Source organism: Roseibium denhamense (assembly GCF_009711415.1).
Classification (GTDB): Bacteria; Pseudomonadota; Alphaproteobacteria; order Rhizobiales; family Stappiaceae; genus Roseibium; species Roseibium denhamense.
In genome coordinates, this window is record NZ_SMLZ01000109.1 from 68200 (window position 1) to 85508 (window position 17309).

At 55.7% G+C, this 17309-nt stretch carries 17 protein-coding genes; 10 read left to right on the forward strand and 7 right to left on the reverse strand.

The features are described 5' to 3' along the window. Positions 1-42: 42 nt before the first annotated feature. The 3 genes from E1180_RS12725 to E1180_RS12735 form a co-directional block, all read right to left on the reverse strand. On the reverse strand, positions 43-1389 hold the full coding sequence (locus E1180_RS12725) for an ABC transporter substrate-binding protein (RefSeq protein ID WP_155191566.1): 1347 nt from the start codon (positions 1387-1389) through the stop codon (positions 43-45). A gap of 1 nt (position 1390) precedes the next feature. Next, entirely contained in the window at positions 1391-2506 is a 1116-nt protein-coding gene (locus E1180_RS12730; protein ID WP_208997116.1) for a LacI family DNA-binding transcriptional regulator, read from the reverse strand. Between the two features lie 405 nt (positions 2507-2911). Beyond that, positions 2912-3433 carry a CBS domain-containing protein gene (locus E1180_RS12735; protein ID WP_155191567.1) on the reverse strand — a complete coding sequence of 174 codons (522 nt, stop codon included), beginning with the start codon at positions 3431-3433 and terminating at the stop codon, positions 2912-2914. Between the two features lie 188 nt (positions 3434-3621). On the opposite strand from E1180_RS12735, the gene E1180_RS12740 reads away from it, so the two are divergent. After that, positions 3622-3807, forward strand: coding sequence for a hypothetical protein (locus E1180_RS12740; RefSeq protein WP_155191568.1), 186 nt, complete (start codon positions 3622-3624; stop codon positions 3805-3807). 49 nt (positions 3808-3856) lie between these two features. On the opposite strand, the gene nqrM is transcribed toward E1180_RS12740, so the two are convergent. After that, positions 3857-4087: a (Na+)-NQR maturation NqrM gene (nqrM, locus tag E1180_RS12745; RefSeq protein ID WP_283404402.1), complete on the reverse strand. Its 231-nt coding sequence runs from the start codon at positions 4085-4087 to the stop codon at positions 3857-3859. A gap of 21 nt (positions 4088-4108) precedes the next feature. After that, positions 4109-5101: an FAD:protein FMN transferase gene (locus E1180_RS12750; protein WP_155191569.1), complete on the reverse strand. Its 993-nt coding sequence runs from the start codon at positions 5099-5101 to the stop codon at positions 4109-4111. Positions 5102-5315: 214 nt separating this feature from the next. Between E1180_RS12750 and E1180_RS12755 the strand changes: the two genes are divergently transcribed. From E1180_RS12755 to E1180_RS12785, 7 genes are all read left to right on the forward strand, one after another. Further along, positions 5316-6659 carry a Na(+)-translocating NADH-quinone reductase subunit A gene (locus E1180_RS12755; protein WP_283404403.1) on the forward strand — a complete coding sequence of 448 codons (1344 nt, stop codon included), beginning with the start codon at positions 5316-5318 and terminating at the stop codon, positions 6657-6659. A gap of 3 nt (positions 6660-6662) precedes the next feature. Beyond that, a complete protein-coding gene (locus E1180_RS12760; RefSeq protein ID WP_155191571.1) occupies positions 6663-7862 on the forward strand; it encodes an NADH:ubiquinone reductase (Na(+)-transporting) subunit B in 1200 nt (399 codons plus the stop codon). Further along, positions 7855-8679 (forward strand): Na(+)-translocating NADH-quinone reductase subunit C, encoded by an 825-nt coding sequence (locus E1180_RS12765; protein WP_155191572.1) that lies wholly within the window; start codon positions 7855-7857, stop codon positions 8677-8679. Before E1180_RS12760 ends, E1180_RS12765 begins: the two co-directional genes overlap by 8 nt. After that, complete coding sequence (locus E1180_RS12770; protein ID WP_155191573.1) at positions 8679-9332, forward strand: NADH:ubiquinone reductase (Na(+)-transporting) subunit D; 654 nt, start codon at positions 8679-8681, stop codon at positions 9330-9332. The genes E1180_RS12765 and E1180_RS12770 overlap by 1 nt, the downstream gene beginning before the upstream one ends. After that, positions 9332-9940 carry an NADH:ubiquinone reductase (Na(+)-transporting) subunit E gene (nqrE, locus tag E1180_RS12775; protein ID WP_155191574.1) on the forward strand — a complete coding sequence of 203 codons (609 nt, stop codon included), beginning with the start codon at positions 9332-9334 and terminating at the stop codon, positions 9938-9940. The genes E1180_RS12770 and nqrE overlap by 1 nt, the downstream gene beginning before the upstream one ends. Before the next feature lie 12 nt (positions 9941-9952). After that, a complete protein-coding gene (gene nqrF, locus E1180_RS12780; RefSeq protein ID WP_341873557.1) occupies positions 9953-11176 on the forward strand; it encodes an NADH:ubiquinone reductase (Na(+)-transporting) subunit F in 1224 nt (407 codons plus the stop codon). 345 nt (positions 11177-11521) lie between these two features. Next, the gene (locus E1180_RS12785; protein WP_155191575.1) at positions 11522-12160 is read left to right on the forward strand and encodes a type 2 periplasmic-binding domain-containing protein; all 639 of its coding nucleotides are present in this window, start codon (positions 11522-11524) and stop codon (positions 12158-12160) included. Between the two features lie 279 nt (positions 12161-12439). On the opposite strand, the gene E1180_RS12790 is transcribed toward E1180_RS12785, so the two are convergent. Continuing rightward, positions 12440-13849 (reverse strand): nucleotide sugar dehydrogenase, encoded by a 1410-nt coding sequence (locus E1180_RS12790; protein ID WP_155191576.1) that lies wholly within the window; start codon positions 13847-13849, stop codon positions 12440-12442. Positions 13850-14353: 504 nt separating this feature from the next. Here E1180_RS12790 and E1180_RS12795 point away from each other — a divergent pair. Both E1180_RS12795 and E1180_RS12800 read left to right on the forward strand, forming a co-directional pair. After that, positions 14354-15196 carry a hypothetical protein gene (locus tag E1180_RS12795; RefSeq protein WP_155191577.1) on the forward strand — a complete coding sequence of 281 codons (843 nt, stop codon included), beginning with the start codon at positions 14354-14356 and terminating at the stop codon, positions 15194-15196. 1 nt (position 15197) lies between these two features. After that, the gene (locus tag E1180_RS12800; protein WP_155191578.1) at positions 15198-15779 is read left to right on the forward strand and encodes an NUDIX hydrolase; all 582 of its coding nucleotides are present in this window, start codon (positions 15198-15200) and stop codon (positions 15777-15779) included. 27 nt (positions 15780-15806) lie between these two features. Here the strand turns inward: E1180_RS12800 and E1180_RS12805 are convergent, their stop codons facing one another. Then, on the reverse strand, positions 15807-17303 hold the full coding sequence (locus tag E1180_RS12805; RefSeq protein WP_208997117.1) for a sigma-54-dependent transcriptional regulator: 1497 nt from the start codon (positions 17301-17303) through the stop codon (positions 15807-15809). Positions 17304-17309 lie beyond the last annotated feature (6 nt).

Consider the following 17309-nt stretch of genomic DNA (forward strand, 5'->3'; position numbering starts at 1 on the left):
TGTAGCTGCTCCGGCGCGTGCCGGAGCAGCGAACGGCAGGGATTACTGGACTTTGGCCAGTTCGTCGTTGATCGCAGAAACGGCGGCCGGTCCATCGACTTCATCATCAATGAATTGACGGACCACGCGGTTGATCGCCTGGCTGTTGATGATTTTGGAGGCCAGGCTCAGCTGGCCCTCGGCAACACCCCAGCGTTGCGCGACATCCAGCCCACCGACGATTTCATCGATCATTTCCTGAGCATACAGATCGCCAAGCGGTGCCTTGCGATCCACACCGACAGGCAGTTGGGACCATGCTTCGGTAAAGGCCGCCGGATTGTCCGCATTGCCGCGCCGAACCGGGAATTTGCCTTCCGGCGCAATCGAAAGGGTCTGGGTGTAACCCTCATCCATGGAGTATTTCACGAACTCCATGGCCGCATCCGTATCAGCGTCGGACGTGATGCCGAAGTAACGGATATCGCCCCAGGCCGCGCCGTCGGGGTTGGACGGACCTGAGAAATTGGTCACGATCCCGGTCTTGGACGCCAGCTCGCTTGATGTCGGATCATCATTGATGGTTGGCGGCGCGCTGTCGCGAAGGCCGGCAAGCTCATCCAGGATGAAGGGCGACCATATGATCATGGCAGCATCACCGGCAAAATAGAGCTCGCGCGACTGCTTCCAGTAGAGATCACCAGGAGGGGAGGCCTTTGCGAGTTTTTTGTAGAACTCAAGCACCTCGATGGTCTTCGCCTCCTCGAGCGGCGCAAACCCGCCATCGTTCACAGGTGACACACCGTTCGCCAGGAACACATGTTCCAGCACCTGGCTCATGAAGTTCTCATCAACCTTGGTGGCAGCTACAAAACCGAACATTTCCGGCGGGTTGTGCAGTTTCTCAAGCGCTGCCTCAACGGCTTCATAGGAGGTTGGTGCGGCCAAACCGTTCTCGTCAAAAAGATCTTTGCGGTAGACAACCATCTGGGTCCAGCCATCAACCGGGACTGAAGCGTAATCGCCCTCAAAGATCGCCATTTGGAGCGCGCCTTGCGCAAACGTATCCTTGCCAAGCTCTTCGACCACCTCGGTCGCTGCTTCCGTATCCAGAATGCCTGCCTCCGCCCACGGCAATGCGTATTGGAGCGTGTGATAGATCACGTCCGGGAGGTCACCCGCTGCAAAAGCAGCCGTTGCGCGGGTGCCCAGATCTGACTCACTGACCGGAATGACCTCAACGGACGTGCCGGTCTGCTGTTCAAAATCTGCGGCCATTTCCTGTTGTTTTGCCAGGCGCTCGGGCTGTTCCTCGGTCGTCCAGAACCGGATCGTATCGGCTTGAACGGCTGCCACACTCATCGGCAGCACCAATGCAGTCGTTGCCAGCAATCTGCTGAAATAGGTCATGTCATTCCTCCACTTGATGGTTCGCAATTGAGATTATGTCTGCGAGTTCAGCCGGTGTTTTCCTCACCGGTCCATGTGAGCCGCGCGCAACAAAGCTTGCAGGCGATAATTCGCGCAGGCTTTCGGGAGCCGCGCCATTGATCCGTTTGATCAGAAGATGGGTCAGCCGTTCTCCAGCATCGGCAACATTTGCGGAAAATGTTGTGAGCGGCGGCGTCTGATACTCGCCCTCTTCAATACCGTCATAGGAGATGATTGAGAGATCCGACCCGACCTTGAGGCCGAACCGGTCTGCCGCCAGATAGGCCCCGATGGCCGCCCGGTCGACCGTACAAACAAGCGCCGTCGGCGGACATCTCTGCGACAACAGCTGTTCTGCGGTCGCAGCCCCTTGGCGGCGGTTAAGCGCGGCTGCCGAAACCAGATCCGGATCGTAGGCCAAGCCGCAGGCCTTCAGGCCAGCCTTGTATCCTTCCAGCTTCAAACGCGCGTGGGTGTATTTCATTTCGCCCGGTATGAAGCCGATCCGCCGATGCCCGAGGTCGTAAAGGCACTTTACAGCGTCCTCAGCCGCGGCTTCACTGGTAATGTCAAACCACGCACAGCCATCCGGCTTGCCGGTCCGCCCATACAGGACAAAGGGAATGTCGGTCTCCCGCAAGAACTCTATTCTGGGATCCTGCCATAGGGTCCTGGGGAGGATGAAGCCGTCTGCCTTGTGTTCCTGTGCAAGATTGCTCAGCAGCCGCAACGTGTCCTCGTCGCTTGTGGCCGTCGATACCGTCACCGTCCAGCCGGCCGCTGACGCTGCCTGCGAAATTCCGGCCAGGAAGTCTGCAAGGAACGGCCGGTGCCGGTCATGCTCATTTAGCTGCAGCACGAGCCCGATGGCCCGCAAACGCCCGGTCCGGATCGCCTGGGCATTCGCCAGCGGACGATACCCGAGGGTCCGCGCAGCCTCGCGGACGCGCAGACGCGTGGAATCCGAGATATCCGGATAATCATTCAACGCCCGGCTGACTGTGCTCTTGGTCATGCCAAGTTCACTGGCAACGTCGTTTATGGTCACGCGTTGCCGGCGCAGCGCCGAACGCACTTTGTGTGCGCGTGTTTCCACGGCTGCATTCCTCCCGTTTCAGAACATTGAAAGTTCCGAAACCGGTTTCGGCAAGTAGAAATAGACCTTTTTTTTGAAATTCCGCTGATTCGCATGCCTCGCCGAAGCAAGCGCCGCAGATATCGATTTTAATGAATACGGCACTGCCGCACATGCCCTGCTGGGGCAGGGAAATCCCACTTTACGTTGGAGCATAAAGTCGCTGTGCCGTTTGACGAAGAGCGCGGCGACCCCACCGGATACCATCCCCCGGGTTGCAGCGACACCCGTGTTTGCGCCAGACACGCAGCCAGTTCCGCATTGCGAACTGGCTCTGTTTTCAGAAACGTTGCTCCGGCTGTAAAACGTCCGTCATTTGCTGGAAGAGGCACGGCCGTTTGACCGGCCATGCCTGAAAATCGGGTCTTAGCCGACGATCAGCTGCTTGAGCTGAAGGGATTCGTATTCAAGCTCACTCAGGCGATAGTTCACCACATCGCCAATGGTCACGATCCCAACGACAGCATCCTCTTCCACCACCGGCATGTGGCGGAACCGGCCTTCGGTCATTTTGCGCAGAACCGAGATCAACGCATCGTCCGGCGCACATACTTCGACACGGCGCGTCATAATGTCTTCAACGTTTTGAGACAGCGTCTTGCCCGGCGTTTCAGCGAGGCGCCGGACAATATCGCGCTCGGACAAGATGCCCTGCAGTTTTCCAGCAGCATCCTTAACCACAAGCGCCCCAATGCGTTTGTCGCGGAGCAGTTCGGCCGCCTCAAGCAAGGTGTTTTGCGGACGGACAGAAAAGACATCCTTGCCTTTTCCCGCCAAAAGCCGGCTCACCGTCGCCGTTTCTGTCCCCGTATTCGTGGTAGACGTCTGGCTCCGGGTCTTTTTCTGCATCTTGTCTTTGCGGCTGGGGGCCTGATAAGAGCTTGGCATTGTTTTTGGGCTCCTTGCTGTCGGTCCAACGATTGCGGCGGTCTCCAGCTTAGCCCAATTCATGCCAAAGCAAATCGTGAAAATGCTGAGCCGGACATCGCGTTTTGAAATCAGGGATTTCACCGCAATGCCCCATACACTCCGGGTCAGGCACTTCCCGTTTCGATAAATTTGAGGAACGTTCGAAATTGCAGGACTTCGCACTCACACCCACGGTGGCAACGGCCCTCTTCGTGCTCGCCTGTCTGGCCGGATATCAATACCGCCGGACCTGGGTCAAGGAAGGGCCGCGATGGCAGCTTTGGGTGTTTGGGACTGTGGCAGGATTATCGCTGGCGATTGTCGGTTTCGTACCGGTCACAATGTCTGGCTAGCGGCAAGGGCGCACGGATGAGCAAGCCTCTGACCGGCTAGCCGAGCCGTTCAGCTCTCCATCTCGGCAAGCATCTTCCGCGCTCTCGGGCACGCAAGACGCTCGCGCAGCGGGCTGTCCGGGTCGATTTCCTTGTTGCACACAAGGCAATGATCCGCGTCAGCGATCGCATTGAGACCGCCGCAGCTGCCTTTGATTGTACGGCCGGACACAATCACACCGATCGACATGCCAATGACGGCGATCAGAAGCAATGAAAAAGCCAGCACAAAAGTCAGCACGACAGAAATCCGGTTTGTTGATCAGGCCTGCAACGCTTCAAAGCGGTCGCTTGACGTAGTCACAAACCCTTTATTTAGGTCATTTGAGTTGCGGTCAATGAACATTGCCGCGAGATCGAGCTTGTTGGCGATCTCCAAGCCGCGCCCGGTGCCAAGAACAAGCATGGCTGTCGCCCACGCATCTGCGAGCATGGTGTTATCGGCAAGCACCGTGACCGACGCGGTGCGGTGCGTAATCGGATGGCCGGTATGCGCATCAATAATGTGCGAATAGCGTTTGCCGTCCCGCTCATAGTAGTTGCGGTAGTCGCCGGATGTGGCCATGCCCATGTTCGAGACACTGGCGACTTTGTAGGCCTGGCGGGTCATGGCGCTCGGCGTTTCAATACCGATCTGCCATTTCATGCTGTCCGCGTTCCGGCCGGAGACATAGATGTCGCCACCGATTTCCACCATGAAATCAGACAGCCCGAACGAACGGGCCACTTCCGCCATCTGGTCCACACCATAACCCTTGCCGATCGACGGCAGGTGGATCTGTGTGTCCTGATGCGGTTTGCGAATGCGGTTGCCATCGAGTTGCAGCGCTCCGGTCTTGCCGGCAGACGCGAGCGCGGCATTGAGGACGTGTTGATCTGGCGCCTCGCGGGACCCCGTGTTCTGTGCCCCGAAACCCCAGGCTTCAATAACCGGGCCAAGCGTGATGTCGAATTGGCCATCGCTGTCGCGGTTGACCTGTTGAGAGGCACGAACAACCTCGGCAAGCCCCTTTGAGACCGATACCGGATCGGTAGTCGTTGCCGCGTTGAAACGCGAAACCTCGGAAGACCGATCCCAATTGGACATCTGCGCGTTCACATCAAGAAGCGTTTTTTCAACCGCTGCCTTCAAGGCAGCTGTATCAACACGCCGGTCATGATCGACACCCGTGACCGTGTACGTCGTTCCCATCGTCGATCCGGAAAAGTCCACCAGCTCCGAACCGCCTTTGCAGGCAGCAAGGGACAGCGACATCAAGATGAAACTCCGTCGGGAAAATACGATGTTCGATGGCACGGTAACTGACTCCGATAGATCATGTGCGACATTGGTCGCGTGTCACGTGGCGCTTTTCTTTGGTTTTCAGAACCGATTCAACAAAAAAATGGACCGCTAGGGCAAAAAAGAACTTTTTCAACTCGTCAAAACATAGCATATGGCGGCCTATCGAATTCTGGAGGCCAGATGCGTGCAAAGCTTTAAACTCAAAAAAGGTCTAGATCTACCGGTGGCGGGTGTCCCCGTTCAGGAGATCAGCGAAGGGCGGCCGGTCAAGACCGCTGCGGTGATCGCCGCGGACTACATTGGGTTGAAGCCGCGCCTCGTCGTTGAAGAAGGCGACGCCGTCGGTATTGGCTCACCTCTGTTCTTCCACAAGGACACGCCGGATGTGATGGTCACATCGCCGGTGACCGGGCGCATTAAGGCCATTAATCGTGGAGCCCGCCGTGTCTTGATCAGTGTCGAAATTGAAATCGACGGCACGGCTTCCGAACCCGTCGACTTTTCAAATACCGGCGACCGCAACGAAGCAAACGGGCTAGTTGAACGTCTCTGCGCCTCCGGCCTTTGGACATCCTTCCGCACACGCCCATACTCAAAGGTTCCGGACCCGGAGGCCCGCCCAGCGGCATTGTACGTCACGGCGATGGACACGGAACCGCTGACCGCCGAGCCGCAGGTCGTCATTGCTGAAAACAGCTCTGCTTTCGAAAAAGGGCTGGACGCCATCAAGGGCTTGAGCAAAGGCCCAACCTATCTTTGCTGCGAGACAGGAGCCGACATTCCAGGTCTGGAAATGGACGGTATTGAAGTTGCAGGCTTCTCGGGTCCCCATCCGGCAGGTCTGGCCGGAACACACATTCACTTCCTGAATGTTCCGACAGCAGAGAAGACGGTCTGGACCATCGGGTACCAGGATGTGATTGCCATTGGCCGGCTGCTGGAAACCGGGACGTGCGATCCTTCCCGAGTGATTGCGCTGTCCGGACCTAGGTGCACCAATCCACGGCTTGTCCGGACAATTGCCGGCGCGTCGATGGAAGAGCTTTGCGAAGGCGAAATCGATGGAGACGAACCGGTCCGCCTGATCTCCGGCTCAATCCTGAGCGGCCGCATGGGAGAAGGTCCCAGTGCCTATCTCGGCCGTTATGCGCGGCAGATTACGGTGATCGAGGAGGATCACAAACAAATCCCGATGGGCTGGATCCGTCCAATGCCATCGAAGTTTGCCCTGCAGCCTGTTCTAGGCTCCGCCTTTTCCAAAAAGCTGTACGCTTTGACCTCGAACCTCAATGGCGGGCGCCGCGCAATGGTACCGATTGGAACATTTGAACAGCTGATGCCGCAAGACTTCCTTCCCACGCAGCTTTTGCGCGCTCTCTTAGTGATGGATACTGACGAAGCCCAGGCCCTGGGGGCCCTAGAACTGGACGAGGAAGACCTGGGTCTGGTTGGTTTTGCTTGTCCTGCAAAATATGAATATGGCATAGCCCTTCGCGACTGCCTCACCAAAATCGAAAAGGAGGGCTAGGCCTTGGGTCTTCGCAACTTCTTTGACCGTATTGAGCCCAATTTTGTCAAAGGCGGCAGATACGAGAAACTCTTCCCCATCTACGAAATGGTGGAGAGTTTCCTCTACACGCCCAAAACGGTGACAACGGTCGCCCCGCACGCGCGGTCCTACATCGACATGAAGCGGATCATGACCTACGTGGTCATTGCAACGATCCCCTGCATTCTCGTCGGGCTTTACAATGTTGGCTTCCAGACCAACTCGGCCATTGCCACCTACGGGGCTTCCGGATGGCGGGCCTGGATCATAGAGGCCCTCGGCATCGGCTTTAATCCGGCCAATCCACTGGCCAATATCCTCCATGGTCTTCTTTATTTTCTGCCCATCTACGTGACCACTCTAGTCGTCGGCGGCATCTGTGAAGTTGTGTTTGCAACCATCCGCGGCCACGAAGTCAACGAGGGTTTTCTTGTCACTTCCATGCTTTATGCGCTGATCCTGCCGCCATCCGCGCCCTTGTGGCAAGTTGGCCTTGGTATCGCGTTCGGGGTGGTCATCGGCAAGGAAGTCTTCGGTGGCACAGGCAAGAACTTCCTGAACCCCGCCCTGACCGGCCGCGCCTTCCTCTACTTTGCATATCCCGCGCAAATGTCCGGCGACACAATCTGGACACCCGTTGACGGGTTTTCCGGCGCGACCGCCCTGTCCGTCACCGCATCTGACAGCTACACGCAACTGGCCGAATACGGCGTGACCTGGATGGATTCGTTCCTGGGTGTCATGCAGGGAAGCATTGGCGAAACTTCCGCCCTTGCCTGTTTCATCGGCCTGGCATTCCTCTTGATCACCAAAATCGCAAACTGGCGGCTGATCGTGGGCTGTCTTGCGGGGATGATCGGCTTTTCGACCCTGCTCAATCTGATTGGATCAGACACCAATCCAATGTTCGCCATGCCGTGGTACTGGCACCTTGTGATTGGCGGATACGCCTTCGGTCTTGCCTTCATGGTGACGGAGCCAGTCTCCGCGTCCCACACCAATCTTGGCCGGTACATCTATGGTGCCTTGATCGGTGTCATGGTCGTGATGATCCGCGTGATCAATCCTGCCTTCCCTGAGGGCATGATGCTGGCGATCCTGTTCGGCAACGTGTTCGCGCCGTTGATCGACTATTTCGTCGTACAGGCAAACATCAAACGCAGGGCGAAACGGAATGCCTGAAGACACCCCTCAAAAAGCAAATGAAGCCAAAAAGGGTTTCGTGCGGCGTTTTCTAGACCTTCCGCCCGACTCCGTTCCGAAAACCGTTTTTGTCGCCGTCAGCCTGTGTCTGGTCGCCTCGATGATCGTATCTGCCGCGGCCGTGTCCCTGCGGCCGTTGCAGGAGGTCAACAGGCTAAAGGACAAACAGGTCAACATCTTGCAGGTCGCAGGCCGTTACGAACCGGGCATTGACGTGACCGAGGCATTCGCAACGTTCGAGCCGCATGTCCTGGAGCTTGCAACAGGCGAGTTCACCGATCAGTTCGATCCGGCGACCTTTGACGATCTTGCAGCGGCAAGCGACCCCGCAACATCAATCGCTCTTGAAGACGATCCGGCCTCCATCGGCCGCCAATCGAAATTCGTGACGGTTTATCTGCTCCGCAAGGACGACGGCAGCCTCGACAAGGTGATCCTGCCGCTTCACGGCTATGGCCTGTGGTCCACACTTTACGGCTTCATCTCGCTGGAAGCGAACGGCAACGATATTTACGGGCTTCAGTTCTATCAGCACGCGGAAACGCCGGGGCTGGGCGCGGAAGTCGACAACCCGCGCTGGAAAGCCCTGTGGCAAGGCAAGAAGCTCCGCGATGACAGCGGCGAATTGCTCATTACAGTTGCGAAAACAGCCCCGCCCCAAGGGCCTGAGTATCATATCGATGCTCTGGCCGGTGCCACTTTGACCTCCGTCGGCGTGGACAATCTGGTCCGGTTCTGGATGGGGGAAGCCGGTTACGCTCCGTTCCTTGAGAACCTGCAAGCAGGAGAGATCTGATGGCGCAGACCAAACGGAAAATGCTGGTCGATCCATTGGTCGACAACAACCCGATCACACTCCAGGTGCTTGGCATCTGCTCGGCTCTTGCGGTGACCTCGTCGCTGCAAGTCGCGTTCGTGATGTCGATTGCGGTCACTCTGGTGACAGGCTTTTCATCGATGTTCATCTCGATGCTGCGCAACCATATTCCGGGTTCGATCCGGATTATTGTGCAGATGGTGATCATCGCATCGCTTGTGATCATCGTCGATCAGCTGTTGAAGGCCTATGCCTTCGAGATCTCCAAGACACTTTCGGTCTTTGTCGGATTGATCATCACCAACTGTATCGTCATGGGCCGTGCGGAAGCGTTCGCAATGAAGAACCCGCCCCTCGCCTCTTTCATCGACGGTGTTGGAAACGGTCTCGGCTACGGCCTGATCCTGATGCTTGTCGGCTTCATCCGCGAACTGTTCGGCGCCGGCAGCTTGTTCGGCCTGACTATCTTCGAAACGGTGAACAACGGCGGCTGGTACATCCCGAACGGCATGCTTTTGCTGCCGCCTTCGGCGTTCTTCATCATCGGTCTTTTGATCTGGGCATTCCGCACCTGGAAGCCTGAGCAAGTTGAAGATGCCGAGTACAAGATCCAGGCCGTGGAGTCCCACTGATGGAACACCTACTCTCTCTCGCCGTCAAAGCGATCTTCGTTGAAAACCTTGCCTTGTCCTTCTTCCTGGGCATGTGCACGTTCATCGCGGTTTCCAAGAAGATCTCAACCGCCATCGGCCTTGGCATCTCTGTGATGATCGTGCAGGCCATCACCGTGCCGGCCAACAACATCATCCTGAACTACCTGCTTGCGCCGGGAGCCCTCTCCTGGGCAGGCTTTAGCGATGTCGACCTGACATTTCTCGGATTGATCTCCTATATCGGCGTGATCGCGGCACTGGTTCAGATTCTTGAGATGGTGCTCGATAAGTATTTTCCGCCGCTCTACAATGCTCTCGGCGTCTTCCTGCCGCTCATTACAGTGAACTGCGCCATCCTCGGCGGGTCGCTTTTCATGGTGGAGCGGGATTACGACTTCACCGAATCCGTGACCTACGGCCTGTCGTCAGGCTTTGGCTGGGCCCTTGCGATCGCAGCTATGGCTGGTGTCCGCGAGAAGCTGAAATACTCCGACATTCCTGAAGGTCTTCAAGGCCTTGGCATTACCTTTATCTCTGCTGGACTGATGGCACTCGCCTTCATGTCCTTCAGCGGCGTCAAACTGTAACGGGAGAGCCCTGTGGCCACATTCGGACTAGGCATACTGCTCTTTACCCTGATTGTTCTTGCGCTCGTCACGATCATTCTGGCCGCCCGGTCGAAACTCGTGTCGGTAGGCAACGTCAATATCAGCATCAACGGCGAAAAAACCATCTCGGTGCCGGCTGGCGGCAAACTCCTGCAAACCCTTGGCGAACAGAAACTGTTTGTTCCGTCCGCTTGCGGCGGCGGCGGCACCTGTGCCCAATGCCGGGTGAAAATTCACTCAGGCGGCGGCTCCATTCTGCCGACGGAAGAAAGCCATATCACCAAACGTGAAGCGGCGTGCGGCGACCGGCTGTCCTGTCAAGTTGCTGTCAAGCAGGACATGGAGATTGAGGTTCCCGAGGAAGTCTTTGGCGTCAAGAAATGGGAATGCACCGTCCGGTCGAATGACAACGTTGCAACCTTCATCAAGAACCTCGTTCTTGAATTGCCGGAAGGCGAAGACGTCAATTTCCGGGCTGGCGGCTATATCCAGATCGAGGCACCGGCGCACACGCTGTCCTACAAGGACTTTGACATCAGCGAAGAATATCACGAGGACTGGGACAGGTTTAACCTGTGGCAATACGAGTCCAACGTGCCGGAGGCAATCGAGCGCGCCTACTCGATGGCGAACTACCCGGACGAAAAAGGCTTGATCATGCTGAACGTGCGTGTCGCCTCTCCGCCTCCAGGCTCCGCGGGCATTCCTCCCGGACAGATGTCCTCCTACATCTTCAACCTGAAGCCCGGGGACAAGGTGACAATCTCCGGTCCGTTCGGCGAATTCTTTGCCCGTGACACCCAAAAAGAGATGGTCTTTATCGGCGGTGGTGCCGGTATGGCTCCGATGCGCTCGCACATCTTCGACCAGCTCAAGCGTCTGAAGAACAAGGATCGCAAGATCACGTTCTGGTACGGCGCCCGGTCCAAGAAAGAAATGTTCTTTGTTGAGGACTTCGACCAGCTCGCCGAAGAGTTCGACAATTTCGAATGGCATGTCGCACTGTCAGATGCACAGCCGGACGACAACTGGAGCGGCTACACCGGCTTCATTCACAACGTGCTCTACAACGAGTACCTGAAAGACCATCCCGCGCCGGAAGACTGTGAATTTTATATGTGCGGTCCCCCGATCATGAACTCCTCTGTCATCAACATGCTTCTGGAATTGGGCGTCGACCGGGAAGACATCATGCTTGACGACTTTGGCGGTTAATCCCGCCTGCATAAAAGCTGAACCGAAAAACAAAAAAGACCGGCGCAGACTGACGGTCTTTTTTGAAGGACAATCACCATCCGGAAATCCGTATTCTTCTATATGAATCGCAAACTCCGACCTTGAGCTATTGGACTCCAAACAGCACTGATTACTGATATAGTGTGAGCAAACTTGCCATATTCTGTCTTGGCGACGACTCCATTTGCGTTGCTTTTCGTTGGACGATGTGGCTGAGAGCTGAGGAATTCCATGTGGGCAAGGCTCCAACATTTAGTCTTCACTTTGTGTGTATTGGGTTGGCTTGGGCCCTCGTCGCAAGCTCAGGAGACCCTTAAGTTTTCTATGGCTGACAACGCTGCGCCGATTGGGTTGGCTGTTCGGATAGTTGAGGCCGCGTATGACCAAATGGGCATTTCGATCAAGAAACTGCCTATGGCGCGGTCGCGTAATATTCTTCCAACATCAATTGCAGAAGTTGATGGCATTATTGCCGGGCCGAAACTGTTTGAAACCGAATTCCCAGCTCTCCGGCGTATAGATGTACCGATCATGCAGATCGACATCAGAATATTTTCCTGTAGCCTTGAATTCCTCGCCAGCGAATCAATGACGCAAAAACGTTGGGGCCAATTAAATGGAGCACGCGTTTTATCAAGACATACTGCCGGATATGAAAACGTGTGGCTGGGAGATTCTTTCCAGGAGCTCTTTGATATGCTCAAGCTGGATCGCCTAGATGCTGTAGTCGGTCCTCAAATTGCCTTGGAGCGTTATTCCAAACGCGCAGATCGTGGGTGTATTGAAGCTGTCGGCGGCTCTTTGGAGCAGGTTGATTTTTTTCACTACCTTCATTCAAAAAACGGCCATTTGGTACCAAGCGTAACGCGCGTTTTGCGGGACATGCTGGAAACCGGGCAAATCGAGGATGTTACAGATACTTTTTTTAGGGCTGAATTTCAGGAAAGGCCGTCATCCGGATAGCTAGTGAGTTCACCATTAATGAACTCTGAAAGTCATCGTTGGTTCCAGTATTAGACCCATGAAACCTTCAATAAACGGTGATTGCATTGGTGTTGTTTGTCTTGAGTATGAGTAGGGCCACGCTGCTTCGCGTGTGGTTTTTCGAAAACCCTATTTCCCATGACCTAACCACGAAGCTTTGACGCTTAAGCGACCCACCATCTGCAGATCTGAAGGTGTCCGCCCCCTCCCATCTCTTAAGATGGGGCCACGGGAGGGAGCGGACGGGAGTGGATGGTCCTACCAGCCGATCCCCGCATAGCGGGAGCATGCCGGCGGTTCAGCGTGCAGGCGGACCAAATCCACCACTGCCGCGTCTTCCTTTTTGGATCTCATCACACTCCGAATAGCCGGACCGTTTTGCGAAACGATGATTGCATCAGCGTCCGCGATGGCCTCTTCCGGGGTCTGTTTCAGGAAGTCGGGCAAGGCATCGACAACAGCTTTGAGATGCGGTGAAGCGTGCTGCATATATTCAAACTGCTGTGCGATATGGGGACCAGGCACGATGGCCGGGTCGTAAGCGGTGACCTCCACGCCTTCGGCGCGCAGGGCCGCAATCAGTTCCAGAACCGGGCTTTCCCGCAGGTCGTCCGTGCCCGGCTTGAACGCAACACCGAGGATGGCGGCTTTCTTGGCACCGGTCTTGCGGACCATTTCGATGGCCTCTTCGACTTGCTGGTCGTTGGTCGGGATCAGCGAGTCGATGAGCGGAACACTGACATTCAGTTGTTCTGCAAGATGCGAAACGGCGCGCACTTCCTTGGGCAGGCAAGAGCCGCCAAAGGCAAAGCCAGGCTTCAGGTAGTAGGGCGAGAGGTTCAGCTTCGTGTCCTGAACAAAGATGTCCATGACCTTATGGCTGTCGATCCCCATCGGCTTGCAAAGGCGACCAACTTCGTTGGCAAAGCTCACCTTCGTGGCGTGCCAGACATTGTCGACGTATTTCACCAGTTCGGCGACATCAACAGAGGTGACGATCGGGTTGTCATCAACCGGTGCATAAATCTTTTTCAAGATGTTCGCGGTGCGCTCATCCGTTACACCGATCACCGTTTTGGGCGGTGCGTGAAAATCGGAAACAGCCGTGCCTTCCCGCAAGAACTCGGGATTGAAACACACGCCGAAATCCTCGCCGGCACGCTTGCCGGACACTTCCTCGATGATCGGGGTCATGATCTCGAGTGTCGTTCCCGGAGGAACGGAGCAGCGCAGAACGACGACGTGGAAGGCGTCCTTGGCCGCAATCGCAGCACCGATAGACCGGGCAACCGCTTTGATTGCACGCGTGTCGCAGCCGCCATCTTCGCTGGTCGGAGTACCAACGGAGACAAACGTCACGTCTGACTCCAAGACTGCCCGTGAGACATCGGTGGTGGCGGTCAGCAGCTCGTCATTGACACCTGCGGTCAGTAAGTCACCGAGTTGGTCTTCAACGATTGGGCTCTGACCCCAGGAGATGGAATCGACTTTCTTCGCATCAATGTCGGCGCCGATGACCTTGTGGCCAAGCGAGCTCAGACAGGCGAGGGAAACGGCTCCAACATATCCCAGGCCGATAACACTGATGGTGTCCTTGGTTTCAATTACACGCCAATCAAATCCATTGAGTCTTTGAACGGCTTCGAATTTTCCTACATGCATTTTCATATCACTGCTCCCAGTGTGATGGTCCTGGGGCAACAGTTACAAGCGCCGTGCCAAACCGGATTGGCACATTAAAGGCAAATAAAAACAGTGATTTACAAAATTCTCACCACTTTCTCTTGTTTGCTGGCCTTTTGATTTTGAAAACAAAAATTCAAATTCGAACAAAAAAATTTCGGGATTTCGGAAACATGCAAGTTTGCGATCAACCCCGCGCATTTATCAAATGAAAAGCCGATGAAACGCGGCCTATATAATAAAGCCTGACAGCCGGATTTGAGGACATCCCAAATAGCGCAACACAATCAGATCGGATTTCGCGAATTCAGAAAGAAAGCTTCCGGAAATCAGAAATGATAACGGGCAAAATCGGCAACAAAAGCGCGACCGCAACGGATAGGCATATGTTTTAATTAAGAAAAATTGCCCACGGGACACAGCCACTGCACTTGGCAAGCCAGTTGCACCCCGTCTCTCCAAACCAAATCTCACAAAGGAGAGGCTGTCATGTTTCCAAAAGCGGTATTTGCCCCCATCGGACAAGTCACTGGCCCAATCGGTTGGAAAAGCCCGGCGCCGATCAATGATGTTTACGTATTCGATCTCGACACGCTTGTGCCGAGCCCAAAGGGCCGGATGGATGTCGAGTTTGCCCGTTACCTAACTGCGTTTGCGAACAAGCGGCCCTGCTACATTCTCTCCAACACGAGCATCACGGACATAATGGCCCGGGTGCCTTCCTCCCTACGGGCCGCCTGTGCCGGACTTTACGCAGCCGGAGGCACAGAACTCTGGGTCCGTGACGAGCTGGTGCTCCAGCATGAGCATGACTTTTCCGACGACCTTTATGAGTTCATGGTGAAAGTCATACAGACCAGCGCTTACCCGGAAAAACGCGCACCGATGCTTGAAAACGGGTCAGCAACCCTGCGCCTTTGCATTGCCGGATACCAGTCGACACTTCGGGAAATCGGTGAATATGCGGCCTGGGAAGGCGAACATGATGAACTGTCAACGATCATCCATGAATTCAACGCAAGGTTCCCTGACTACTGTATTCACAGAGATACGGCAACAAGCCTTCTCATTGTTCCGAAAACCTTCTCTTCGGATCTTGTCATGCGCCACCTCCTGAAGCGGCACAAAAATGCAAGGCTTGTCGGTTACATGACACCTGCAGCATCAAGCTCTTATGCCGCAGCGCTGTCTGAAGCGTTTGGGTCAAAGGACGTGCTCTCGATCATTGCGGGGCCGTCCGATGTCAGCCAGCTCCTAAGCTACGAGTTCCGCCGTCTTTTGCAGCAAGAACAAAACTCTGCCGCGCCGGCCTTGGAAAAAGTTGAGGCATGAAATGGAGCTAGCAAAACAACAAGAGCCAAACACCAACTGGAGCCTGCTAAGCAGCGAAAAGGTGTTTGAGGCCGGAGATCGTCTGAAAGTCCTTCGACAAACAGTCGAGTTACCTGATCTCACACGTGTCGAGGACTACTATCAGATTGACCTACCGACCTACGCGACCATCTACGCGGTAACCGACCAGGACGAAGTGCTGCTGCTGGAGCAATACAAACATGGTGTTGGCCAGGTCTGCCTGACACTTCCGGGCGGACAGATCGACCCGGGTGAAAATCCGGAATTCGCGGCCCGCAGGGAGCTGCTTGAAGAAACCGGTTATGGCGGTGGACGTTGGCTTGCCGGACCGTCACTGGTTCTTCACGGCAATCAACGCGTTGCACTTGGCCACATATTCGTCGCCCGCCATGTCATCAAACTCAACGACCCCTCACCCGGTGACCTTGAAGATATGCAGGTCAAGTTGCAGTCACGGAAAGACGTTCAACGCAGTCTCATAGATGGCAAGCTGCCGATCACGTCGCATGCAGCAGCTGTAGGCATAGCGGAAACCATGATCCGGGCTGGCAGTTCATCCTGAGCTGTGAGTGCATAATCATGGAAAAATTCAGGAATTCACGGCGACGCCATCGTCATCGGGAGCACCGGTCAGGTCATCTCCACCGGTCTCGTTTTCCTGCGCCGCCCAGATCTCTTTCTTGCGATAAAGGGTGGAGGGGCTGACCTGAAGCACACGTGCGGTTTTCGGAAGACTGCCGCCACAAGCGTCAATCGTTGCCTCGATTATGCTGCGCTCAAGCGTTTCGAAGGGTTGACCGAGAGACAGCGTAATTTGCGGCCAGACATCACCCGTGGCGCTGACAATTGATGCGGGCGGACTAGCCGCCTGCGGCACACTGAGCGGGACGGCTGGCGCTGGTCGGGGAGCTGAGGGTTGACGTCCCTGAAGCGTTGCCAGCATGTCCACCTCGACAATCGGGCCTTCGTTCAGCACCACCAAGTTGCGGATTGTGTTTTGCATTTCACGGACATTGCCCGGCCAGGGATGGCGCATCAAAACCTCTTCTGCCTCAACAGAAAAGCCTTCGAATGTTTTCCCTTCTTCGCCAGCAAACTTGATGAGAAAATGCCGGGCCAGCTCAAGGACGTCCGCCCCGCGGGCTCTGAGTGGCGGCAGCCCGATGGGTAGAACGTGAAGACGGTAATAGAGGTCTTCGCGAAACCGGCCGGCTTCCACTTCTTCTTGCGGGTCCCGGTTGGTGGCGCAGACGATGCGCACATCAACCTTGGTGAGCTTGTCACTGCCGACCTTCTGAACCGTTCCGCTTTGCAGGAAGCGCAGAAGTTTGGCTTGCAGACTCAATTCCAGCTCGCAGATCTCGTCAAGGAAGAGAGTGCCGCCATCAGCACGCGCCGCAGCTCCATCGCGATCACCCGTTGCTCCGGTAAAGGCGCCTTTCACATGGCCGAAAATTTCAGATTCAATAAGGTCTTTCGGAATGGCCGCACAATTGAGCGGCACAAAAGGTTTTTTAGCGCGGGGGCTGGATTTGTGGATGGCTTCTGCGCAGACCTCCTTGCCGGTACCGCTTTCACCTGTGATGAAGACAGACGCATTCGACCGGGCGACGCTTTCGATCATTTTATAGACAGCGGTCATAGGCAGGGACGAACCGACAAAGCCGTGATTGGCCTTTCCGCCGGAAGGTTTTCTAACCTCTGCAACGACTTCCGTAAGGGTTTCACGCTCCAGCGCGTTCCGGGTTGTCGTAACAAGCCGCTCTTCAGCCACCGGCTTGACGATGAAGTCGTAGGCGCCCGCCTGCATGGCGTCGACTGCGGTCTTGATCGATCCTGAACTGGTCACGACAACAACGGTGACCGGCAGCTGTTCTTCCCGCACAGTTGCGAGGACTTCAAGGCCGTTCATATCCGGCAATTGCAGGTCCAATAGGACAACGCTGATCCCGCCCTTGCGGATCTTGGCGAGCGCTGCCTGCCCGGTCTCCACATGGGTGGTTTCAATTCCCGCACGGGACAGATGATGCTCATAAACAGTTGCAAGCGACAACGTGTCTTCGACAATCAGAACTTTCAAAGCCATTCCCTC